16 protein-coding genes are annotated in these 23,380 nt (G+C 39.5%); 6 read left to right on the forward strand and 10 right to left on the reverse strand.

What is annotated here, in order from left to right; translation table 11 throughout:
* Positions 1–67: 67 nt before the first annotated feature.
* The 9 genes from ACT29I_RS23890 to ACT29I_RS23930 form a co-directional block, all read right to left on the reverse strand.
* Positions 68–1,477, reverse strand: coding sequence for a Gfo/Idh/MocA family oxidoreductase (locus tag ACT29I_RS23890; RefSeq protein WP_444794628.1), 1,410 nt, complete (start codon positions 1,475–1,477; stop codon positions 68–70).
* Between the two features lie 30 nt (positions 1,478–1,507).
* Positions 1,508–2,935, reverse strand: coding sequence for a Gfo/Idh/MocA family protein (locus ACT29I_RS23895; RefSeq protein ID WP_444794629.1), 1,428 nt, complete (start codon positions 2,933–2,935; stop codon positions 1,508–1,510).
* Positions 2,936–2,944: 9 nt separating this feature from the next.
* The gene (locus ACT29I_RS23900; RefSeq protein WP_444794630.1) at positions 2,945–3,700 is read right to left on the reverse strand and encodes a 3-keto-disaccharide hydrolase; all 756 of its coding nucleotides are present in this window, start codon (positions 3,698–3,700) and stop codon (positions 2,945–2,947) included.
* A 250-nt stretch (positions 3,701–3,950) separates the two neighbouring features.
* Positions 3,951–4,763 (reverse strand): sugar phosphate isomerase/epimerase family protein, encoded by an 813-nt coding sequence (locus ACT29I_RS23905; protein WP_444794631.1) that lies wholly within the window; start codon positions 4,761–4,763, stop codon positions 3,951–3,953.
* Between the two features lie 6 nt (positions 4,764–4,769).
* A complete protein-coding gene (locus tag ACT29I_RS23910) occupies positions 4,770–5,993 on the reverse strand; it encodes a ThuA domain-containing protein (RefSeq protein ID WP_444794632.1) in 1,224 nt (407 codons plus the stop codon).
* Between the two features lie 38 nt (positions 5,994–6,031).
* Entirely contained in the window at positions 6,032–7,384 is a 1,353-nt protein-coding gene (locus ACT29I_RS23915; RefSeq protein ID WP_444794633.1) for a Gfo/Idh/MocA family protein, read from the reverse strand.
* Positions 7,385–7,523: 139 nt separating this feature from the next.
* On the reverse strand, positions 7,524–8,861 hold the full coding sequence (locus tag ACT29I_RS23920; RefSeq protein WP_430936264.1) for a Gfo/Idh/MocA family protein: 1,338 nt from the start codon (positions 8,859–8,861) through the stop codon (positions 7,524–7,526).
* 190 nt (positions 8,862–9,051) lie between these two features.
* Positions 9,052–10,581 (reverse strand): SUMF1/EgtB/PvdO family nonheme iron enzyme, encoded by a 1,530-nt coding sequence (locus tag ACT29I_RS23925; protein ID WP_430936266.1) that lies wholly within the window; start codon positions 10,579–10,581, stop codon positions 9,052–9,054.
* 401 nt (positions 10,582–10,982) lie between these two features.
* Positions 10,983–13,538, reverse strand: coding sequence for a LamG-like jellyroll fold domain-containing protein (locus ACT29I_RS23930; protein ID WP_444794634.1), 2,556 nt, complete (start codon positions 13,536–13,538; stop codon positions 10,983–10,985).
* Positions 13,539–13,899: 361 nt separating this feature from the next.
* Between ACT29I_RS23930 and rpsO the strand changes: the two genes are divergently transcribed.
* The 6 genes from rpsO to ACT29I_RS23960 all read left to right on the forward strand — a co-directional run bounded on the left by rpsO (position 13,900) and on the right by ACT29I_RS23960 (position 22,457).
* On the forward strand, positions 13,900–14,169 hold the full coding sequence (rpsO, locus tag ACT29I_RS23935) for a 30S ribosomal protein S15 (protein WP_430936270.1): 270 nt from the start codon (positions 13,900–13,902) through the stop codon (positions 14,167–14,169).
* Between the two features lie 637 nt (positions 14,170–14,806).
* Entirely contained in the window at positions 14,807–16,945 is a 2,139-nt protein-coding gene (gene pnp, locus ACT29I_RS23940; RefSeq protein ID WP_430936271.1) for a polyribonucleotide nucleotidyltransferase, read from the forward strand.
* A 182-nt stretch (positions 16,946–17,127) separates the two neighbouring features.
* Complete coding sequence (locus tag ACT29I_RS23945) at positions 17,128–17,619, forward strand: hypothetical protein (RefSeq protein ID WP_430936272.1); 492 nt, start codon at positions 17,128–17,130, stop codon at positions 17,617–17,619.
* Between the two features lie 100 nt (positions 17,620–17,719).
* Entirely contained in the window at positions 17,720–19,861 is a 2,142-nt protein-coding gene (locus ACT29I_RS23950) for a prolyl oligopeptidase family serine peptidase (RefSeq protein WP_444794635.1), read from the forward strand.
* A 6-nt stretch (positions 19,862–19,867) separates the two neighbouring features.
* Positions 19,868–20,518 (forward strand): deoxynucleoside kinase, encoded by a 651-nt coding sequence (locus ACT29I_RS23955; RefSeq protein ID WP_430936276.1) that lies wholly within the window; start codon positions 19,868–19,870, stop codon positions 20,516–20,518.
* Between the two features lie 217 nt (positions 20,519–20,735).
* Positions 20,736–22,457: a tetratricopeptide repeat protein gene (locus tag ACT29I_RS23960; RefSeq protein ID WP_444794636.1), complete on the forward strand. Its 1,722-nt coding sequence runs from the start codon at positions 20,736–20,738 to the stop codon at positions 22,455–22,457.
* Between the two features lie 430 nt (positions 22,458–22,887).
* On the opposite strand, the gene ACT29I_RS23965 is transcribed toward ACT29I_RS23960, so the two are convergent.
* Positions 22,888–23,172 carry a DUF427 domain-containing protein gene (locus ACT29I_RS23965; RefSeq protein ID WP_430936280.1) on the reverse strand — a complete coding sequence of 95 codons (285 nt, stop codon included), beginning with the start codon at positions 23,170–23,172 and terminating at the stop codon, positions 22,888–22,890.
* Positions 23,173–23,380: the final 208 nt, after the last annotated feature.

The raw sequence follows: 23,380 nt of genomic DNA on the forward strand, positions 1-23,380 counted from the left end.
GAGACACACGGACGCAGCGTGTTATTAATTTATTACAATTACCAATGACTAGTGACCGTTAACTAATTTACTTCCAGAGTTTTTCTCCATATTGCCAACCCGGTCGTACTTCTTCTTTTATAAAAGCATTTAACTCGGGATGGTTGGTTACTTTCATGTTAGCAGCATCAAATTCGATTCGTCTATTAAATCGCTGTGCCATAACTCCCATAAGTGCCATTTCGGTTAATCCTCCTCCATACTCAAAGTCGGAACCTGGCATTGGACCTGCACCTCTAATGGCATTGATAAATTCTTTATATTGATTTTGTTCCGGAACACGAGGGATAGTTTGTTCCCAACCTTTCTTCTTAAAAGCTTCCCATTCGCCACCAGGCATCATTAAAACCGGATTGTTTGGGCGTGGCGTTGTAGTCATTAAAGTCATTTTTTCGCCAACCATTATCAGTCCTCCTGTTTTGTTTAGTTTAGGAATGTTCCATTCCGGCTTTAACACTGGTAGCATACCACCTTCGTACCAGCGCATGGTTACTGGAGGTTTATGGCCCCTTTGAGGGAATTCAAAACGAAGGATGGACTCATCGGTTACATATTGATGGGGCAGCATGCTCAACTTGGCATGTTCCGGCTCAATTACTGAAGGAGAACCTAAATCTAAAGCCCAGTAGGGAGCATCTAAAGTATGGCAGGCCCAATCACCTAACTCTCCGTTGCCCAGTTCATACCATCCTCGCCAAAACCGTGGGGCATAAATAGAATTATACGCCCTTTCTTTTGCAGGTCCCAGCCATAAATCCCAATCCATATGTTCGGGGATGGGCTGGCCGACAGGAGGGTGCTTTTGTGGTTTTCTAAACGAACCGGTAATAAAATCGGGTCCATGAAACCAGGCGTGTACTTCTTTTACTTCTCCAAGAATTCCCAGGTCGTACCATTCCTTAATATCTCGGATACCATCTGTTGAATGCCCTTGATTTCCCAGTTGGTTTACCACATTATAATACTTAGCTGCTTTTTTTAAGGTACGCAATTGCCAAACATTATGCGCAAGCGGTTTCTCAACATAGACATGTTTGCCCATTTCCATGGCCGCCATTGTTATGGCAAAGTGTGTGTGGTCGGGTGTGGAAACTACCACCGCATCAATATCCCGGTGCATTGTATCCAGCATTACCCTAAAGTCCTGAAAGGTTTTTGCCCCAGGTAACTTTTCGCTTGTTTGGGCCAGATTTTCTTTGTTTACATCGCATAAGGCTACTATCCTGACATGAGGATTGAGCGTTCGCTCGTTAGTTTTTCTATCGTACGATTCGGTAATCATACCTAACCAGTTGCCCTTGCCTCTTCCATTAACTCCTACTATGGCTACATTGACAATGCCGTTTCTGGAACAGCTCATTAAATTGGGTAGCACCATGGCTCCAACAGTAGCAGCACCCGTATTTTTCAGGAAATTTCTCCGAGATATATTCTTCATGTTTATTTTATAAAGACAAATAACAATTTATTACCATAACTCCTCGCCGTACTGCCATCCTTTTCTAGCCGGTTCTTTGATGAAATTATTTAACTCTGCATGATTAGTTACTTTCATGTTGGCTGTGTCAAATTCAACCCGTTTATTAAAGCGTTGTGCCATGGCACCAAGCAGCACAGTCTCTGTTAAATCGGCTCCATACGCAAAGCTGGAACCTGGTTTGGGTCCGTAGCCCCTGATAGCATCAATAAATTCATCGTGCGGACTTTCCCTGGGAATTCTGCGAATAGATTTTTCCCAACCGTTCTCCTTAAAATCTTTCCACTCATTATTGGGCATGATTAAGTGTGCATCCCATGGTTTTCCTCCTGTCATTGCAGACATTTTGTCGCCTACCATAATCATTCCCGATCCGGGAAGTTGCTTACGTAACCATTCAGGCCTGTTTTCTGGTTTTAAGCCACCATCGTACCATTTGAGTGTTACAGGAGGTTTGTTTCCCCGTTTTGGGAATTCGAAACGTAAAATGGATTTATCCGTGATAAACTGACTGGGCATTCGGGAATTGCGTTCTATTTGTTCCGGTTCAACAACGTCAGGAGAACACAGGTCAAGAGACCAGTACGGGGCATCCAATGTATGGCAGCCCCAATCACCTAGCATTCCTGTTCCAAGGTCGTAGTAGGACCTCCATAAACGAGGTAAATATTCAGGGCTGTACCCTCTTGCTTTTACCGGGCCTTGCCATAATTCCCAGTCTAGTCCATCCGGTATAGTTTGCTGAATTGGAGGGTAGTTGGCTGGTTTTTTAAAATATATGCTGCTAAAGTCCGGTCCACTAAACCAGGCGTGTACTTCTTTTATATCTCCAAGCATGCCTTGGTCGTACCATTCTTTAATATTTCGGATTCCATCGGAAGCATGTCCCTGGTTGCCAAGCTGTGTGACAACACCATAATAATCGGCTGCTTTTTTAAGTGTTCTTAGTTGCCAAATATCATGGGCCAAAGGTTTTTCAACGTATACATGTTTCCCCATTTGCATGGCTGCCATGGTAGCTGCAAAGTGCGTATGGTCGGGAGTAGAGACGATAACGGCATCAATGTCTTTATGCATTTCATCCATCATCACTCTAAAATCTTTATACTTGCGAGCTTGCGGAATCAGTTCATAAGCTTTGGCTGCCGCCCTGTCATCCACATCGCACATGGCTACAATTCTGACATGTGGATATGGTTGTTTGGGCTCGTCCTTATCCAACCCCAGTCTGATTCTTCTTTTGTCCTTCCAAACACCAATCATGCTGGTCCAGTTGTCCATTCCGCGACCACCAACCCCAACAACGGCAACGTTCACGGTACTGTTGGCCGAACAGCTGATAAAATTAGGAATGATCAAAGTGCCAGCAGCGATCCCACCTGAGGTACGCAGAAAGTTTCTTCTCGAAATACTTTTCATAGCAAAGACTTATAGTTCTCTAATCCAGATGTTGCGGTAACTTACCTCGTTAGTGTGGTCTTGAAGCGCAATGGGCGCTTTCGCCTCATGGTAGCTGTACGACGGATACCCTTTGAAAACAGTAGGACCTTTTATCTCAACATGGTTTTGAACCAATACACCATTAAGAATGACAGTTACATATGCTGGCGATTTTAGTGTTTTGTCGGCATTAAACTTAGGTGCCGTAAATATAATGTCATAGCTTTGCCATTCGCCTGGTTTTAAAGTAGCATTAACCAAAGGAATATGTTGCTTGTAAATACTTGAAGCCATACCGTTGTAATAGGTTTCGTTCTCAAAAGAATTCAATACTTGCACTTCGTATCTGTCCATTAAAAATATACCACTATTGCCACATCCTTGTCCTTTTTTTCCGGCCTTAACATCTTTTTTCGGTGACATCCACTCAATATGCAACTGACAGTCACCAAACTTCTGTTTGGTTTCAATACCTCCACTTTTAGGAACTACATGCATTGCTTTTCCTTTTACTTTCCATCCGGCAGGCTCGTTACTGCCCTGTTTTTTCCATTGATTCAAATCTTTACCGTCAAACAGAACGATGGCATCTGAAGGGGCTATTGACTTTTTGCCTGGTGTAACTACTTCAGGTTTTCGGCTCCAGTCTTCGGTGTCTTGGGGTTTTATTTCTTCTTTGTTTTGTGCAAATGAAGAAATCCCTCCTAAAAATATAAGCGATAGTGTAAGTGACTTTAATTTCATTGGTATGTAGATTTTATGATGGTATTAATTAGCCCTAATTGAGGGACTTTATCTAATATTTGACGTAAACTGAATTTGTATAATAAATGAACTTAGCGGTGTGTCGATTTTAATTTGTTGAATAACCCCGGGTTAAAAACCCGGGGTTATTCATCTTTAAATCACGAAGTGGTTTTTATAGTTTTTTTAAAATGGCATGTAGTCTCTTATCTAGTGTCTCAGGTAATGCTGACGGCCAACTGCTGACTGACTACTTTGTTTTGGCATTAAAAAATGCGACGTTCTTCTTTAAGTCAGGAACTGGTTTTTCCCAGTTATATTCGTGTTCTATAACAAATTTACCTTTGAATTTTTGACGTTTTAACTCACCAAAAACTTTTGTCCAGTCTATAACCCCCTCGCCCCAAACTACAGCGTGACCTTCTTTGTCTGTTCTGTTCACATCTTTCATATGAATTTCAAAAACACGTCCTTCCAGTTTTTTAAGGCATTCTGTTGCATCTAGGCCTGAACGGGTCCAGTGACCAACGTCCGTACAGGCTCCCATGTATTTGCTTCGTCCCTCCAGTGCTTTTAACACAATTTCAGGGTTCCAATAACGCGTTGGATCAGGGTGATTATGAATGGCCACTCTGATTTTGTATTCCATGCATAAACCATCAATCATTGGAAGCAGTTCCTGAACGGGCTCAGAAACAATAGTTTTGATTCCCATTTTTTTTGCGAATTCAAATAATTGCTTCCATTCTTTTTCCTTTTTGGGAGAAATTACGCCGTAACTCTTTACTTTTATACTGTGTTTTTTAAGCATAGCCTTTAATTCAGCTATTTGCTTGTCAGGCATACTAAAATGAGTGGTACGATTATCGTCGGCAGCAATTTTTTGATTAGGAAACATTTCAATGTATTTGATACCCAGCTTTTCCATCTCTTCCAAGGTCTCGGTTAAGGTGAACCTATTAAAAGTCCAGGCCTGACAGGCTAGATCCCATTTGTCTGCCTTTATGTTGGATGTGGATATCATAAGAATAGTCAATATTGCGATTAATTGTAAGTTTTTCATAACCATTTAGTTTTGTGAAGTTAAGCGTTCAATGGCGAATTTGGCCATGTCAGCTGTCTCAGGTTGATTTGATAAAGCTTCCAAAGCAGCTAAGGATTTTTGAGAGCCGATCCAGCTGATTTCTTTGCAGATAAAGTTCTTTGCATCAGGAGTACAATCGTCAGTGCTTAATAACTCGATCATTTTACCTTCTATTTCGGCCAGGTATTCAGCATCATTGCTATGGTTTTTAATGCGCTGAAGGATTAGGTTTAAGTACCTTTTGGTTTTACCAACTTCGTATTTTCTGGCATTCTTAAAAAGGCCATCGAGCGTGAAGCCTTTGTATGCAGGTAACACTAAAGGAGTGCTTTGGTTTGGAAGGTCCTCAGGAGTAGCTTGGGTAACCTGTCCTGCAGCCGCCCACTCGGTTCCTCTTTGCATGGCATAAATAAAGTAGGCGCTTTTGTAGGCAATCATTTCTTCATCTTTGCCTACATGGCCTAACACGTTATGAAAGATACGTCCTTTGCCATAATCCACGGTGAACAAAACCGGCTCATGTTTTCCGGTTCCCCGTGTTTTAGGGTTTGAATAAGCAGTGGCTAAAACAGTCATATTTTCAGCAGGACCTCTTAATTTACCATACAATTCATCTGTAGTATGCATGCTTTTTAATGGCAAACCTTTCATGATAGGATGTTCAGGCATTCGGGTGTCAATCACAAACGGATTCTTTTTTCCGTGTGTTCCTCCTTTTCCGGGAGTATTATCTTTTACAATTTTACCATTTTCCCAACGTACGTAAGGGCCATCTTTTTCCGTTCTGCCTTTCCATCCGCCAAGAGCCGTCATTTTATTAAACTCTTTCCATTCGGGGAAACTATTGTTGGTACCATGGAATACCACCAAACCACCGCCATTTTTAACATAGTGTTCAAAATTTGCTTTAGTGGCATCCGACCAGGAATCTCCATCATAATCAACTATAACTACATCATATGATTTAAAATCAGGATTAAAAGTTGACATATCAGCTCCTTGTTCCGGACTTATTGCCACATCCACAGTAAACAGTTCGGTGTTTTCGATGATTTGCTTAACAGCTACATGGGATGCTTTCCAATTGTGCGATTTATTACTTTGTCCGGTTACAATTAACGCGTCGTACTTTTTTGTTCCACATGAACTAAATGCCACGATGAAGCCAAGTAATATTATATATATGGGTGATTTAAAATAGTTTTTCATTTTTAAGACTTTATAACTTTCAACTTTAAACGGATTACTTATTGAGCAAGTTGCCATGGCGCACGGAAAGGACGACTTAACAAACGGTTTGCTCTTTCACTGTTTGTGAATCGTTCGGTTTTACCATCCCACCTAAGTTTCTCATTGGTAAGCATAGCAATTTCGCCTAATAGCCCAACGCTTATTGAATTATGCGCTACATGTGCAGGGGTAATGGTTTCTTTACCTGATTTGATACAATCGATAAAGTTTTGCCAGTGGTTATCGCTTTTGTAAATAGGCGCTTTAATTTCAGAAGTTGGTGTGTCCAAAAAGCTTTGTTCGCTGGCCCATATGCCACTTCTATCTACGTGAATCCAGCCTTTGTCGCCATACCAAACGGTACCCATTCCCCATCTTTTATGCTTAATATCTGTTCCCTGACCTTTCCTGTTAGGGTAGGCACTTGCATTGGCTACACGAACGGTAACTCCGGTATCATATTTACAAGTAAAGTCGTATGCGGTAGGAACGTCGTAGATTCCCTCAATAGGATAAACTCCTTTTCCTTCCACCTCAATAGGTGCTTTATCGTCATAACCCAATCCCCAGTGAGCAATATCAATATGATGTCCAGCCCAATCTGTTAATTGACCGCCAGAGTAGTCCATAATCCATCTCCAATGAAAATGTAAAACACCGCGGAATGGTACTTTAGGAGCAGGTCCTAACCACATATCAAAATTCACACTTTCTGGAGGAGTTTGAACAGCAGGGGTTCCTATGGATGCTTTTCCGTCGGGCAACCCAACTTCTACATGGTTTACCTTACCTATAACACCATTTCGAACCAACTCGGCTGCCTTATGGAAATTTGATACAGATCTTTGCCAACTTCCGGTCTGCCAGGTGATATTGTTTTTTTGCACAGCATCTACTATAGCTCTTCCTTCTTTTATGGTGCGCGCAAGAGGTTTTTCACCATAGATATGAATGCCTTTATTGGCAACATGAGTAGCCATAACACTGTGCCAATGGTCGGGCAGGGCAAGAATGGCAGCGTCCATACTTTCAGTTTCAAGTAAATCTCTAAAGTCACCATATTCACGGGCATCTGATTTACCGCGTATATCTTTAATTATTTTTTGCGCATTGGCAATTTGCTTGGTGTCCACATCGCATAGAGCAACTATTTCAACCTGCTTGTTCTTAAGATTAAGCAGGTTCTTCATGTTAGCGCGGCCCATACCTCCTGACCCAATAAGTGCCATTTGCATGCGGTCGCTCGGGGCAATGAAGCCACCTCGGCCTAATGCAGATGCAGGTATGATAGAGGGAAATACAGTTGCGCCAACAACTGCGGCAGCACTCTTTTTTAAGAAACTTCTACGACTTTGAGATTTATCTTTCATGGTAGTGTATGATTTTTAAAGGATATTCTTTTATGTAAAATTTGACAACCTGTTTTTTTGAAGGGAACGATTCGTTAATCCACACGAAAAAGAACCGCCCCTATAACCAATACAAAATATCAATTTGATTCTTTTTTTATTACGATTTGATTGCTGTACCAGGCACGGGCACGGGAAATTCCATATCTACATCACCCATATGGTATTCTTTAGGACCAAGGCGCATTTCAGACTTCATGATTTCTTCCCAGGTAATTTTTTTACCTGTATAGGCAGATTCACGTCCCATGATAGCCGTTAAATTCGATAAGGCAGTTTGCTCTGCCTCGTTAACATATTTATTAGTTCGGATAGCGGTAACCAAGTGGATGTGTTCCTGGATATATGGAGGAATCTTAACAACGTTGGTCGATTTTCCCTCTTTGTCTTTGGGATATTCATATTGCCATTTTATGCTTCCATCATGATTGTAAATGGTGTTTTTGCAATTGGTATAACCTTTTGTGCCTACAATTACCTCACCGGTTGCATTAGCACAGTTATCGATCTGACGACTCATGCTATGAGAGAACAATCCATTACCATAGTCAAAATCGATGCTAAAAAAGTCGTACTGATCACCGGTTACCCTTCGATGCCGACCTCCATACCCAACAGCACTGATCGGATGCTTACCTGTAAACCAGTTGATGATGTCGATGTTGTGAATGTGCGTATCCAGAATATGATCGCCACATAACCAGCAGAAATTATTCCAGTTGCGGAGCATATATTCCATGTCAGTCCAACCTTCCTGTCTTCTGCGGAACCATACATGTTCCTGGTTCCAGAATGCTTTTGCACCAACAATATCTCCGATAGCGCCGTTAGCAACTTGCTTGTATGTGGCGATATAATCGCGCTGATGACGGCGTTGAGTTCCGGTAACTACATTTAATCCTTTTACTTTGGCTTTTTTTCCGGTCGCGATAACAGAACGTATGCCAACAGGATCTACGGCAACAGGTTTCTCCAGGAAAACATGCTTGTTGTGCTCAACTGCCGTTTTGAAATGCTGAGGACGGAAATGAGGTGGAGTAACCAATAAAACCACATCAACATCGGTTTTGATCAGTTTTTCGTAAGCATCCAATCCCACAAAACAATTTTCTTCAGGCACTTCTAATTTATATTTTTTAAGCCTGGCCTTGCAGGCCTGTACCTTATCTTCAAAAACATCTGCCAAAGCACCAACTTCCACACCAGGCCCTGTACTTAAAAAGTTAAGCAAAGCTCCGGTTCCCCTATGGCCACATCCTACTAAACCGGCTTTAAGCTTTTTACCTTTGGGAGCTCTGTCCAACAAAGGAGGTAAACCTAATTCTTCGTTTGATTTACCGCCACAAGACGATAAAACGGATGAAAGACCTGCTGCCCCAATGACTGTTGCAGCTGTCGATTTCCTTAAAAAACTTCTTCTGGATTCCTTATTTTTCATGATCTCTGATTTTTCTTTTTTTGTCTAATTTCCGACGTAAAGTTTTTGTATATCAAATTCGTTTTGTAATGCGTCGGTATACCCTTTTTTAGACCTTGGGGCGATGCCCCAAGTATCGCCAAGGCTTTCAGCCTTATGTTTTTTATTAATTGATACTAACAACTTATGACCATTGACTACTGACCAATTACTATTCAACTATATCTGCTTCACAAACTACCCTGAAGCCAACATCAATACAGTCGGAGTACCACCAAATACTTTTAGGCATTTGTGGATCGGTCTGTAACCACTTTTTTGTTTCAGTATGTCGACGAGCTGCACTTCTTAGTTCGCTGGCATCCGATTTAAAAGATCCTCCACGTACAACATGTTCTCGTCCTTTAGCCGGACCTTTGGGATCAACCACCAACTCTTCTTTATACTGAGCATAAGCTTGTGGATGATAATAATCGGAACAGAATTCGTACACATTACCCGACATGTTTTTTAGTCCGAACGGATTGGCTGCTACCGCAGAAGGCTCTTGTGTTTTTCCTTCACTGTTTGCATCAAAAATGGCATTGGATGCAATAATAGCGGTATCAACCCCAAATATTTTGTTCCAGGTTCCTTTTTTAGAATAATCTGAGGGTTCACCTTCAAAGAAATAGGAAGTTTTTGTGCCTCCACGTGCGGCATATTCCCATTCGGCTTCGGTTGGTAGGCGATATTTTTTACCTGTTACTTGTGACAACCATCTACAGTAAGTTACAGCTGCATGATGACTCATGGTGATAGCGGGTCGTTGACCTTTGCCCCAGCCTTGGTCCGGAGCTCCCCATGGTGGTGTTGCACCGGAGATAGCATCCACTTCCGATTCGGAATGCTCCTCTTCTTTAACCGTTTCCTTGCGACCTTCTGAGGCAGTTGCATGAAAGAAAGCCAGGTACTCTTCCCACGAAACTTCTATTTTCCCCATAAAAAACTTATTCACTTTAACTTTTCTCTGAGGACCTTCGTCATCACGCCTGAAATCTTCTTTCTTGTTACTCCCTATCAAAAACTCACCTCCCGGAACAGCAACCATATCGAAGGAAACACTGGTGCCCGGTATTTTTTCGGTAAAGTTTTTGAACTCGCTTACATGGAAGGCTTCCGTAAATATTTCTTTTGCGCTATCGCTTATTCCAAAATCGACGTTATGCGCATGCAGGGCATTAGGGTTGTAATGACCAGTGTACATATGACAATTCAGACAGGTCATCTCATCTTTCTTAGATTCATAATATAAATGCGAATCTTCACCTTTCACGGATAAATCGGAGGGGAATAAATTTGAGTGACATTTTAAACAAGACTCCTCGTAAACAAATTTATTGGCTTTTTCCTTTGTTCTTTTTGATTCCCATTTATAATCTGCAGAATCTTTGAACATCATGCCATAAGCATCTTTGGCTCCATGTTTTGCCTTTGCCATTAAATGTCCATGTCCTTTCGGTGGCAGATGACAATCTACGCAATGCACAATAACTCCAGACTTGTTGTCTACATGGGCAGATAATCGCCACGATTCCTCGGCATGATCATGTACGTGACACGAGAAGCAATATTGATCGGTAGATGTAAACTCAACTACTTCTCCGCCTGAGTAACTTAAAATAATAGCTGTAATAATGCCCAGTAAAAATATAATGTAGAATTTTTGGAATTGTCTCTTTATCCAAGATTTTTTTGCCATAGCGTGCCTAGTTTTCTTTTTCGTGATTTTGATAATGAGCATTAAAGTAAATGTTACAGCCTTATTCATGTATTAAAACGGTATTTTATACATGTTAAAATTATATTAATATGATATTAATATATCACTTATATATAAGAATATCAGTTGTATGTGTGGGTTGTAAATAAATGTAAAATTATTTTTACAGAAATGATAAATGCCGATTAACAAAGCAGATTGTAGCATTTTATAATAAAATAGAGAGGAGGGGTGTTTTGATGATATAAGAGGGGGTAATCCATTTTTAAATGGCGTAACGGATTGATTAATAGATTAAAATATGAGCAAAAAAGGTTGGCAGATGATCCATAATCGGTGATTTCCAAAGGCCATCAATATTTAATAACTCACAAATCAAATTAATGTATCAATTCTTCGAAAGAGATAGATAATTCCTCGTTGTAAATTTCCTTGTAACGATCTTTGTAGGATTTGAATAAAAATCGGGCTTCGTTATTTTGGCGTAGGATAAATAATGCTTTGATCTTGTATTTTAATGCATCCTCGTTCAGGTCGTCGGTTTTCAAAATTCGGTTGGCAATTTTAACCACAATCTCCGGGTTTTGGTTAATGTCAAAGTCCGACAATAAGCGTGTAAGAACGTCTATGATCTTGTTAGAAAATTTTCCTTTGATATCATCAAAAGTACTTTCTTTACTGTCCTGTAGGAAGGCCCCGCGTTGCACAGTGCTCAAAAAATCGTTAAGGGTTTGATGGTTGTTAAACAGATTGCTTTCAAGCTTATTTGTACATGCGTAATAATCACAATAAACATTCTTTGACATTTCAAGCTGCCATCTCTCCTGATGACACGTGATGTTTATTTTATCCATGGCTTCCAGCACCCTGCGCAGTTTGCTAATGGAAACCCCTCTGTTGTTTATGGCTTTTTTGCGGTCGAAATTTGGCCATATCCTAACAATAAACTCATCAGATGAAATGCCATGAGGTTTTTCCTTGCTGTAAATAAGCAGGTAGATGAATATTTGCTTCAGGCGTGGGGTGAAACAATGGGTGATATCTATTCCGTTTTTATCTAAAATCTGAAAATCGCCAAACAAATAAATTGCATTTTTATGGGGTATTTTATGTTTTATCTCGATATTTTTGATCACGCTGCTTTGGTAAGGTATATTATTTTTTTTTCGTAATATCAATAGTAAAAAAGCTACCGTGATAAATAATAAGGCCCCGATCCAAAATTTATTTCTAATAAGATAATCAAGAATAGAGCTGTTGTTAATGTATGAAACATCCTGATATATATTCCAAATTTCTTCTTCACCAAGTGCCCTGTTCCAGATGATTAAATCGTCAATTTTTCCTTCGAAAAGGTTATCCTGGCTAATGGAGCGACCAATATATATATTGGAGTTACTGACAAACGGTGGGTGATTGAGAGAAGAAACGTCTTCTTTGCCATCTACAAAAATGGCTTGTTCCTGGTTGTATTTGGTATACCTCCAAACCACATGGTACCATCTGCCTGGCACAAATTTAGTGTTTCCCCATAAGTCGTTAGAAAAGAAACCGAAATAAGGTCTGTTGTCGCGGGACTGTAGATGGAGTCCACCTCTATAATAATTTTCCTGGGTTCCCAATATGGAGAAATCGCGTCGTCCCGGCGTATTGTTTCTGGCTAATTTAATCCAGGCACTTACAGTAAAGTCTGAATCTGAAATGCCCAGTTCGTTCGCTTTGGCAATGGTCATATAAGATTGGCCATCTAATTCCAGTACATGGTTTCGCTTGCCATCACTTACAATTTTACAGCCGTTGTTCTCCAGCTCGAACTGATTAGGGCCCTCATCACTTATTTCTTCATTGAAAGGATAGTAGGCACTCATCTTATTGTTAAGAGCAAGAGGTATAGCGATAAAATTTTGTGTAACGTCTTTTGAAATTCCTTCAATAAGAATTTCCTCAGGTACAAATTTAAACCCGGGACATTCGGGGCGCAGCTTAACTACCTCGCTTAAGGTAGCCGGGAAATTATATTCACCATAAGTAACAGCATAAAAATCGCCCTGCCAAAATACCTTGTCCAACGGTTTTCTGTTATATGAAATCGTTCCTGAAATGGTACGTTGGGTTAGCAAGTGGCCCTTAAGGCCACGATAGTTCTTGTTGTAATCTTTGTAAACTAAGAAAGTGATGGCTTTGCCTGTGTTTTTCCACGTGTTTAAAGCGTGCGAAATAAAAAAAGGATCCTGGTTGGTGTCCACCCTTCCTCTGTGGTTGATGGTTGATGGTTTGTTGGTAAAGGTTTGGTAACTGGTTAAATACAGTAATTTGTTATGTATGGTTCCTTTGCAGAATTCTCCGTTAAGCTTCGGTTCTATTTCTTTCGAATCGCATGGGTTAGCAGCATATGACCATAGATAGTTAATGAAAGGAGAAAGCGATTTTGAGGGTGTGTATGCAAAGCAAACAATCTGTTTATTGTCCGCAACAAGATTGCCTATCGTAGGCCATCCGGTATTAAAATCCCCTTCCCAGATGCATTTATTAATTGGATGTGATTTTAATGAGTCAACAAGGATGTTGGCGTTGAAATTATAGTCGAAAAACAGGGTTATTACATTTAGCGTATCTTGCTGGCAGTATTTAAACAATGAATCGCAAACTAATCTAAAGTCAAGGGTCAATGCTTTGTTTTTATGAAGAACTTCTATCCGGGTAGAGTCTTCATTGAGCTGAAGGTCAAAAATGAAACCATTGATTCCTTTATTGTTAATTTCAGCAACACCATGTGATTTGAAATTATAATAGCTATTCTGGCCATAGTGATTAACCAAGTTGATTGCTTCGTTGTATTTAGCCCGAAGCAACTCCTGCTGCCCCATAGTTGTTTGTATGGAGAACAAGAAAGTGGTCAGTATAATTAAATATAGTTGAAAGCGAAAAGAACGCATAGATTGTTTTATTCCCGAAAAATTTGCATTAAAAATAGATATTCCTGCCAACTTAACCAACTATAAGTTTAACATGTAAGATAACGACGCTATTATTAACTGCTTTGCTGTTTGTATTCCTATTCTGTCCGCAGGTTACGCAAGTTAAAGTAGGTTTAATTGTTTTTCCGTGCAGAAACTTTACTGTAAACCAGACTGTGAAAATCTGTGATAGCCCGAGAAATCCTTGTGCTAATTTTAGGTTGCGAAGAAGTTGCTAATACTGGAGGGTAAATGACTTTTGAATTTATTTTGTTTTAGTTCTTGTAACTTGTAATTTATTGATTATCTTTGCACCGCAAATTTTTTAAATATATACTTTATGTACTTGACAGCTGAAAAGAAGCAAGAGATCTTTGAGAAGTACGGAAAGTCGAATACTGATACTGGTTCAACAGAAGGCCAGATAGCATTATTTACCTACCGTATCGCTCACTTAACCGAACATTTAAAGGTTAATAAAAAAGATTATAGCACAGAGCATGCTTTGGTTAAGTTAGTAGGTAAGCGTCGTAGCCTTTTGGATTATTTGAAGGCTAAGGATATCGAAGGTTATCGTACTTTAATTAAAGAATTAGGATTACGTAAGTAATCTCAGTCTCGGCTAAAAAAACAAAAGGCAATCCAAAATGGGTTGCTTTTTTTTGTGCCTTAAAAAGTGATTAAACCCGGATTATGTATTGGAGGTTCGTCATGTGCATTGCAAGTACAATAAAACAAGGCATTACTGAAACGAGGCATAACTTGTCCCGATTACTTTTGGGAGCACCGCTCTGGTGAGTTGAAGTGATGCAACGAAGTGTCTTGTTTTAAAGTAATTTCAATGTGTAATAGAATTTCTAATGCATATTGCGGGTTTAATCATACTCGATTCCGCATATACACATGCTTTTATGAAATATCAGGATGTGAAGTGGTTATTACATGGTGTGACCTGTTTTCTTAATAAGTCCGGAAAAGTACTCCTTGAAACATTTTCCGAAAAAAGAAAACCCCGCTGATAGCACAAGATTAGTTGGGTGGAACCGGTTGCCAGAAATTATGTTAAAATTTGAATGGCAGCAGACATACATCATTTTGATGACCCAATTGTTGGTGAGGTTATAATCGGATTGCTCCTGAGGGATTTCGTAATGATAGTTTTCGATTAAAAATAAATTACCTTATCTCATTATAATATAATCAGATTGCATATATTTGGGGCGACAAAAAGAGATAAAGAAAAAAGTATGATTACTCCAATTGAAAAAAAGATTGATCTGGGTGATGGAAGGTCCATTACCATTGAAACCGGAAAATTAGCTAAACAAGCTGACGGTTCGGTCGTTGTTAAAATGAACAACACTTATTTATTGGCTACTGTAGTGTCTGCCAAAGATGCAGCTCCAGGTGTTGATTTTATGCCCTTATCTGTTGAGTACAGAGAGAAATTTTCGGCCATTGGCCGTTTCCCGGGTGGTTTTATGAAAAGGGAGGCTCGTCCTTCAGATAATGAAATATTGGTGTGTCGTTTGGTGGATAGGGCTTTACGTCCATTGTTTCCGGATGATTACCATGCTGAGACATTTGTGACAATCAACCTGCTTTCAGGTGATAAAGAAGATTTGCCAGATGCGTTAGCAGGGTTAGCTGCTTCAGCTGCCCTTGCCGTATCAGATGTTCCATTTAACGGACCTATTTCCGAAGTGCGTGTGGCTCGTGTAAACGGAGAGTTGGTTATTAACCCGACTCGTTCGCAAATGGAAGAGGCAGATATGGAACTTGTAGTAGGTGCAACCATGGAAAACATTTTGATGGTTGAGGGAGAGATGGAAGAAGTTTCGGAGCAAGATATGCTCGAAGCTATGAAAGTGGCTCACGAAGCGATCAAAGTTCAGTGTAAGGCTCAGATTGAGCTGATGGAAGAAGTTGGGAAGACTGAAAAACGTGAGTACAATCACGAGGAAAATGACGCCGACCTAATGGAGCACATTAAAACTGCAACCTACGACAAAGTGTACGAAGTAGCAAAAGCCGGTCTTCCGAAACACGAGCGTGCGGATAAATTTGCGGCTATCAAAGATGAGTATGTAGCAACAAATTATGCCGATGTGGAAGAGGGAGATATTCCAACCGAACTAATCGGAAAATACTATCATGACGTTGAAAAAGAGGCGGTACGTCGATGTATTCTTGATGAAAGAGTTCGTTTAGACGGGCGTAAAACGGATGAAATTCGTCCTATCTGGAGTGAGGTGGATTACCTTCCGGGACCGCACGGATCAGCCATCTTTACACGTGGTGAAACACAGTCGTTATCAACCGTTACTTTAGGTACCAAATTAGATGAAAAGATTATTGACGATGTGCTGAACAAAACGGCAGAGCGTTTCTTATTGCACTATAATTTCCCTCCTTTTTCAACAGGAGATGCAAGGGCTTCCAGAGGAACAAGTCGTCGCGAGATTGGTCACGGTAACCTGGCATTCAGGGCACTTAAAAATATGTTACCGGATGATTATCCTTATACTGTTCGTATCATGTCGGATATTTTAGAGTCTAATGGTTCATCATCTATGGCTACAGTTTGTGCCGGAACGTTAGCTTTGATGGATGCTGGTGTGCCTATCAAAAAGCCCGTAACAGGTATCGCGATGGGATTGATTACGGATAAGGATAAAAACTTTGCCGTTCTGTCTGATATCTTGGGTGATGAGGATCATTTGGGTGATATGGACTTTAAGGTAACTGGTACCAGGGATGGTATTACGGCTACTCAAATGGATATTAAAGTGGACGGTCTTTCATACGAAGTGTTGGAAAAAGCACTTTTACAAGCTAGAGACGGGCGTTTACACATTATGGATAAGATCATGGAGACTATGGATGAGCCTCGTGCTGATCTTAAACCTCATGCTCCACGTATGGAAACCATCATCATTCCTAAAGATATGATTGGTGCTGTAATCGGACCGGGAGGAAAAATTATTCAGGAAATTCAAGCAACCACCGAGTCAACCATTACTATCGAAGAAGAAGGAGATACCGGTAAAGTAAGTGTGTCTGCAAACAATGCTGATGCCATTAATGCCGCTATGGGCAAAATTAAAGCTATCGTAGCTGTGCCCGAAGTAGGTGAGGTATATAAAGGTAAGATCAAGTCAATTGTTCCTTTTGGTGCGTTTGTTGAAATTATTCCAGGTAAAGAAGGTTTGCTTCACATTTCAGAAATTGAGTGGAAACGTCTTGAAAAAGTGGAGGACGTGCTTAAAGAAGGCGAAGAGGTGGAAGTAAAACTGATTGAAGTAGACCAACGATCAGGTAAGCTAAAGCTTTCGCGTAAGGTATTATTACCGCGTCCCGAGCGTAAGCCGAAAAGAACAGAGTAAATTATTTATTACTCATCGTATAAAAAAGGCCGCAAGGCCTTTTTTTATTGCCCACAATTAAGGTTATTTTAGCACTTGGTTGTTTGAATGCCAATAATATTGTTAAATGTATAGTACATACTTAACAGCACAATGCGTAGAATCGAAAACCAATAACAAATGACTATTGAACGCCGACTTATATGAACGACTTATTACCATACGACCAATGGATGGATACTTTGGAAGAAAAAGCGACCAGAATCCCAAAAATTCAAGGTGTTTTCTCCAATTTTGAAGTTTTGCCACGTTTAGGCAAACTGCTTTCCGTAAAATCAGTAAAATGCCCGGAATGTAAAATTTATTGGCAAAAGCTGCAAGAATCAACGGAACATCTCGATGAGTTTTTCAATGATGGGAACAGGTATTCTATCGATTTTGATAACTTGGTTGAGGAAATTCTACATCATTTAAAGTCGCAGCACTCTATCCGACCCAGGGGCTTGGTGTTGTCTGTATATACTGTTGTCGGAATGGCTATTGGACTTGGTGTTGGGGGTGCTTGGGGGTTATTGTTTCGGCCTGATTCTTTAAAAGGTGGAATAATTTTAGGCTGGTTGTTAGGTGTAATGATTGGATGGTTTGCGGGTAAGTATAAAGAAGGAAAAATGCGCAAATCGAACCAAATCTTTTAAACCGTGTTATGGTGTGAATAAATATAATAAAACCTGAGCTATTGCAGGGTCGGAGAATATTGCTTTCGGTCAGATTTAAAGCTCGCCAAAAAATAACTTTATGAACCCTAATTTAATCAACAAACTCACATGTTTGGCTATTGGCATGTCAATGATAGCTTGTAACTCAACGCCAACAATGGAAAAACTAACTTATCCTGAAACTAAAAAAGTAGATACAACAGATGTTTACTTCGGGACAGAAGTGCCTGATCCTTATAGATGGTTAGAAGACGATATGTCTGAAGAAACGAGGAATTGGGTGGTGGAACAAAATAAGGTCACGGATTCATTTCTTGGAAAAATACCTTTTAAAAATGCTATCGAGGACCGGCTGACTAAAATTTGGAATTATGCCAAGATGGGAACCCCTTCCCATAAATCGGGTTTGCTGGTATATGCCAAAAACGATGGACTTCAAAACCAATCTATCTATTATTACAAAAAAGGAGCAGATGGGGAGGAGAAGATTCTGATTGACCCCAATAAGCTTTCCGAAGATGGAACAGTATCGCTGGGATCACTTAGTGTTTCTGAGGATGGCAAATATCTTGGATACACGGTGTCGCGCGGAGGTTCCGACTGGAGAGAAATATATGTTAAAGAAATTGAGACAGGCAAGATGCTAGACGACCATATTAAATGGGTCAAGTTTTCCGGTATTTCCTGGTTTAATGACGGGTTCTTCTATACCCGTTTCGATGAACCTAAAAAAGGTGATGAACTTAAGGGGGAAAATAAGAACCCCAAAGTGTATTATCATAAGTTAGGAGATCAAATCAAAAAGGATAAAGTTGTATTTGAGGATCCTGAGCATCCTGAAAGAATAACTACTTGTGGAGTGACCGATGACAATAATTATCTTGTTTTACATCAAACGGAATCGACAAGTGGCAACGCGATTTATATTAAGGATCTATCAGAAAAGTCAGCAAAGATATTAAAGGTTGTGGATGATTTTGAGAGCGATAATAACATAATCGATCACTCAAATGGTGTGTTTCTGATGTCTACTAACTATAAAGCCCCTAAGGAACGTATCGTAAAATTCACTGTAGACAAGATAAATAAAGATGAATGGATTGATGTTATTCCGGAGCAAAAAGACGTGTTAAGTGGAATATCGGTTGTGGGCGAGAAAATGATCACAACTTATATGACAGATGCACATGATATTGTAAAGGTATTCGACTTGCAAGGTAAATATTTGTATGACGTGGAATTGCCAGCAATTGGTTCTGTAGGTGGTTTTGGGGGTAAAAAGGGAGATATGGAAACTTATTTTTCTTTTAATTCATTTGTCTATCCTTCAGCTATTTATAAATACAATATTGCAGAAAACAAAACTGAGCTTTTCTGGGAGCCTGATATTGATATTGATTTCGACCAATATGAAACCAAACAAGTATTTTTCAGAAGTAAGGATGGCACTAAAGTTCCTATGTTTATCGTTCATAAAAAGGGTTTGGAGTTAGATGGGACTAATCCAACGATGCTTTACGGGTACGGAGGTTTTAATATCTCTCTTACACCTTCGTTTTCTGTAAGCAGAATGGTGTTGCTAGAGAATGGGGGAGTTTATGCTATGGTTAATTTACGTGGAGGCGGCGAATACGGAAAAGACTGGCATCAGGCAGGAACCAAACTTCAAAAGCAGAATGTTTTTGATGACTGTATAGCAGCAGCAGAATATTTAATAGACAATAAATATACCTCAAACGATAGGTTGTCGTTAATGGGAGGATCAAATGGAGGCTTGTTGGTAGGTGCAGTAACCAACCAACGTCCCGATTTATTTAAAGTGTCGATTCCTGTGGTAGGAGTGATGGATATGTTACGTTATCATAAATTTACAATAGGTAGGTTTTGGGCAACGGATTATGGTACTTCAGAGGATAACAAAGAAATGTTCGATTACCTCTACTCATATTCTCCGCTTCACAATGTAAAAGAGGGTGTAGCGTATCCGGCTGTAATGGTGATGACGGCCGATCATGACGATAGGGTTGTACCTGCACATTCGTTCAAGTATATTGCTGCACTTCAGGATAAATATGCAGGGAACAATCCGGTTGTAATCCGGATAGAAAGTAAAGCGGGTCATGGAGCTGGGAAACCAACCAGTAAAAAAATAGAAGAGGCAGCGGATTTATATTCCTTCATATTTTATAATATGGGAGTGAAGCCTTTATATGAATTTTAATATTTGATGAGCAAAAAAACGGGGTCAGAGAACAGATTTGTAGTAATCGAAGGAAATATTGGTGCAGGCAAAACATCTTTGGCAACAAAAGTGGCCGGAGACCTCGATGCCAAATTAGTACTGGAAACTTTTGACGATAATCCTTTTCTTCCAAAGTTTTACAAGGATCAGGAACGCTACGCCTTCCCGTTGGAACTTTCCTTTTTGGCGGCACGATACAAGCAGTTAAAAAAAGACCTGGAACAAGGCGATTTGTTTAATAGCCTAATAATTGCGGACTATTATTTGATGAAATCCTTTATTTTTGCTAAAATTACGCTGTCGGATGATGAGTTCAAGCTTTTCAGGCAGTTCTTTGATATGATTCGATCCTTCTCGGCCACGCCAGACGTAATGTTTTATATCCACAGAGACGTGGATGTGTTAAAAAAAAATATTATGAAAAGAGGCAGAAGGTACGAAAAAGATGTGAAATCAGTATATTTGTCATCCGTCACTAAGGGCTATTTTAACTACTTTAAGGAGGTAAGGGATTTTCCCGTGGTTGTAATTGATGCGACCGAGGCCGATTTCCAGAAACAAAATCATTATGCTGAATTTGTTGCATTGATGAATGAAAATTTTCCTTCAGGGGTAACAAAAATCAAAATCAATTGAGTAATACATTGCTTAAAAAGTAATTTTGTGTTTAACAACATAAAAAATGACTTTATTTTGTAAATATTCTGATTAAATATTGAGGTAATTGCTTTTATTTTCATATAATATCTATATTTGCAATAAATGAGAGGAAGCCTTTTATTTTTTTAAAACATTATTAAATTTGTAAGAACTAATCGAAAGTTAATTGAAAACACATAATTAGGTTAATATTATGAAACAATCAAGAATCAACGTTTTTGCTTCGATAGCTTTGGCAGCCATACTAGCTAGCTGTGCAGGCTTAAACAAAATGAAAAGTAAGGCAGAAGACGTAACGTATACGGTTACTCCAGAAGTATTGGAAGCTCATGCTGGTAAAGTAGATGTTACTGTTAAAGTAAAAGTGCCTGAAAATTACATGGACAAAAAAGCTACCGTAGAGCTTACTCCTGTATTAAAGTATGAAGGTGGAGAAACCGCATTCGCCTCAAAAACTGTCCAAGGAGAGAAAGCTGAAGGTAACAATCAGGTGATTTCCTATCTTAACGGCGGTCAGTACACTTATACCGGTTCTGTACCCTATAACGAAAACATGAAGGTGTCAGACCTTGTGGTTCGCATTAAAGCTACAAAAGGCGGTCAGAGCATGGATTTTGATGATGTTAAAATCGCTGAAGGTGTTATCGCAACTGCTGATTTAGTAATGAATGAAGGCGCTGCTGTTGCTCTTGGGAAAGACAATTTCAAAAGAATCATCCCGGAAAGCAAAGACGCTGATATCTATTTCTTAATCCAACAAGCTGCCTTACGCGGCACCGAGTTAAGAAAAGAAGAAATCAAAGCGCTTAAAGATTATATTAAAGAGGCTAAGGCTGCTGAGAACAAAGAATTCAAAGGAGTATCTATTTCGGCTTACGCATCTCCTGATGGCCCAACTGACTTGAACACTACGTTGTCGGAAAAAAGACAAAAAGTTGCAAAAGGTTATTTGGAAAGAGAGCTAAAGAGAGCCAAAGTTGACAATTCAGCTGAGAATTTCTTCGATCTAAAAAATACTCCGGAAGACTGGGAAGGATTTAAAGCTTTAATGGAAGCTTCAAGCATCCAGGATAAAGAGCTTATTTTAAGAGTTCTTTCTATGTATTCAGACCCTGAAGTTCGTGAGAAAGAAATCAAGAACATGTCTGAAACTTACAAGGTAATTGCTGACGATATCCTACCTCAATTGCGTCGTTCCAAAGTTGCTGTTAACGTTAATGTTATCGGTAAGACTGACGCAGAAATTGCAGAGTTAGCTGCCTCTAACCCAAGCAAATTAAACGTTGAGGAGATACTTTATGCTGCTACATTAACTGAAGATTTAGATGCTAAACTAGTTATCTATAAAAAAGCGGCCAAGCAGTTCCCTAAATGTTGGAGAGCTCAAAACGATATCGCTTACATTTTGGTTAAGCAAGGTAAATTAGACGAGGCTAAAAGTGTGTTGGAAAAAGCGAATAATATTAAACCAAATAACGCTATCGTAAACAATAACTTAGGTGTAATTGCTCTACGTCAGGGTGATTTGGCAAAGGCTGAAGAGTATTTTGGTGCTGCTGCGGGTGCCGGTCCGGAACTAGACAACAACTTAGGTATTGTTTCAATCCACAAAGGAGACTACGATGCTGCTATGCGTTACTTCGGAAACAGCACTAACTGTAATGCTGCTCTTGCTAAAATCTTAGCTGGTAAGTATGATGCCGCTCTTTCTACATTAAACGCTAATACAAAAGAAGTTGGTTTTAAATATTACCTAAAAGCTATCGTTGGTGCCCGCACTGCCGATAACGATATGGTATTTGATAGCCTTCGTAAAGCTGTTGAGCTTGACGGTTCTTTAAAAGCGGAAGCTGCAAAAGACAAAGAATTCGGTAAATTCTTAGAAGATGCCAGTTTCAAAGCTATTATCCAGTAATTAATACTTATCTGATATATAAAAGGCCGATCGTTGCGATCGGCCTTTTTTAATTGAGGATAATATTAATGTTTAAATACCTGCCCATGGATGATAATAAATAAGGGCAAGTAATTACACCAGAAGAAATCATAAAAACTTCGGAACCAGGTCTTATATTCTGAACGCATCTTGTAGTGATTTGGATGAGCTAAAAAAAACAGGAAAATAAAGAGTCAGGAAAGGTTCATAAGATACCATCAAAAAGAGAAGCAGGGATACGTATTAAATGTAATTGTCATCTGCAACCTCTGCCTCTTTTCAATGCAAAACTCCTTGTTCGGTTTAAAGAATAAACGATAAAACAATGGCATACATCTCGGGCTACGGAGAACTATGAAAAAATAGCCAAGCTTGGTATAAAAACAAATTCCTGATACAAAGCAATACCCTATTCATTTGTTATTTCTACACCTTTCCAAAAGGCAATCCTGTTAGTAATATTTTTCGCCAGTTTGCTTGGCGTTGGATAATACCAAGCTGCATCAATATTTATTTTGTCGTTTACTTTTAAAGTATAATACGAAGCCGTTCCTTTCCACGGACAAACAGTATGTGTGTTACTATCTTGCAGGAACTCCTTTTTAACCGATTCAACGGGAAAATAGGTGTTTCCCTCAACGGTTACAATATCAGCACTTTCTGCAATTATAGTGTCGTTCCAAATAGCTTTCATGTTATTTTGATTTAATTAGTTATCATTCATATATCTAATTAAACCCGCAATATGCATTAGAAATTCTAGTACGCATTGAAATTACTTTAAAACAAGACACTTCGTTGCATCACTTCAACTCACCAGAACGTTGCTCCCGAAAGTAATCCATAGCCGTTAACTTAAGGGAACCTATTGGTACAAAAACACATACACAGACGGACTTCCC

This window comes from Saccharicrinis sp. GN24d3, assembly GCF_052400645.1.
GTDB lineage: Bacteria > Bacteroidota > Bacteroidia > Bacteroidales > Marinilabiliaceae > Saccharicrinis.

What these genes read in the sequence shown, in the direction of transcription:
- ACT29I_RS23890 (WP_444794628.1), bottom strand. Translation starts at nt 1,477, where the DNA reads ATGAAGAATATATCTCGGAGAAATTTCCTGAAAAATACGGGTGCTGCT.
- ACT29I_RS23895 (WP_444794629.1), bottom strand. Translation starts at nt 2,935, where the DNA reads ATGAAAAGTATTTCGAGAAGAAACTTTCTGCGTACCTCAGGTGGGATC.
- ACT29I_RS23900 (WP_444794630.1), bottom strand. Translation starts at nt 3,700, where the DNA reads ATGAAATTAAAGTCACTTACACTATCGCTTATATTTTTAGGAGGGATT.
- ACT29I_RS23905 (WP_444794631.1), bottom strand. Translation starts at nt 4,763, where the DNA reads ATGAAAAACTTACAATTAATCGCAATATTGACTATTCTTATGATATCC.
- ACT29I_RS23910 (WP_444794632.1), bottom strand. Translation starts at nt 5,993, where the DNA reads ATGAAAAACTATTTTAAATCACCCATATATATAATATTACTTGGCTTC.
- ACT29I_RS23915 (WP_444794633.1), bottom strand. Translation starts at nt 7,384, where the DNA reads ATGAAAGATAAATCTCAAAGTCGTAGAAGTTTCTTAAAAAAGAGTGCT.
- ACT29I_RS23920 (WP_430936264.1), bottom strand. Translation starts at nt 8,861, where the DNA reads ATGAAAAATAAGGAATCCAGAAGAAGTTTTTTAAGGAAATCGACAGCT.
- ACT29I_RS23925 (WP_430936266.1), bottom strand. Translation starts at nt 10,581, where the DNA reads ATGGCAAAAAAATCTTGGATAAAGAGACAATTCCAAAAATTCTACATT.
- ACT29I_RS23930 (WP_444794634.1), bottom strand. Translation starts at nt 13,538, where the DNA reads ATGCGTTCTTTTCGCTTTCAACTATATTTAATTATACTGACCACTTTC.
- rpsO (WP_430936270.1), top strand. Translation starts at nt 13,900, where the DNA reads ATGTACTTGACAGCTGAAAAGAAGCAAGAGATCTTTGAGAAGTACGGA.
- pnp (WP_430936271.1), top strand. Translation starts at nt 14,807, where the DNA reads ATGATTACTCCAATTGAAAAAAAGATTGATCTGGGTGATGGAAGGTCC.
- ACT29I_RS23945 (WP_430936272.1), top strand. Translation starts at nt 17,128, where the DNA reads ATGAACGACTTATTACCATACGACCAATGGATGGATACTTTGGAAGAA.
- ACT29I_RS23950 (WP_444794635.1), top strand. Translation starts at nt 17,720, where the DNA reads ATGAACCCTAATTTAATCAACAAACTCACATGTTTGGCTATTGGCATG.
- ACT29I_RS23955 (WP_430936276.1), top strand. Translation starts at nt 19,868, where the DNA reads ATGAGCAAAAAAACGGGGTCAGAGAACAGATTTGTAGTAATCGAAGGA.
- ACT29I_RS23960 (WP_444794636.1), top strand. Translation starts at nt 20,736, where the DNA reads ATGAAACAATCAAGAATCAACGTTTTTGCTTCGATAGCTTTGGCAGCC.
- ACT29I_RS23965 (WP_430936280.1), bottom strand. Translation starts at nt 23,172, where the DNA reads ATGAAAGCTATTTGGAACGACACTATAATTGCAGAAAGTGCTGATATT.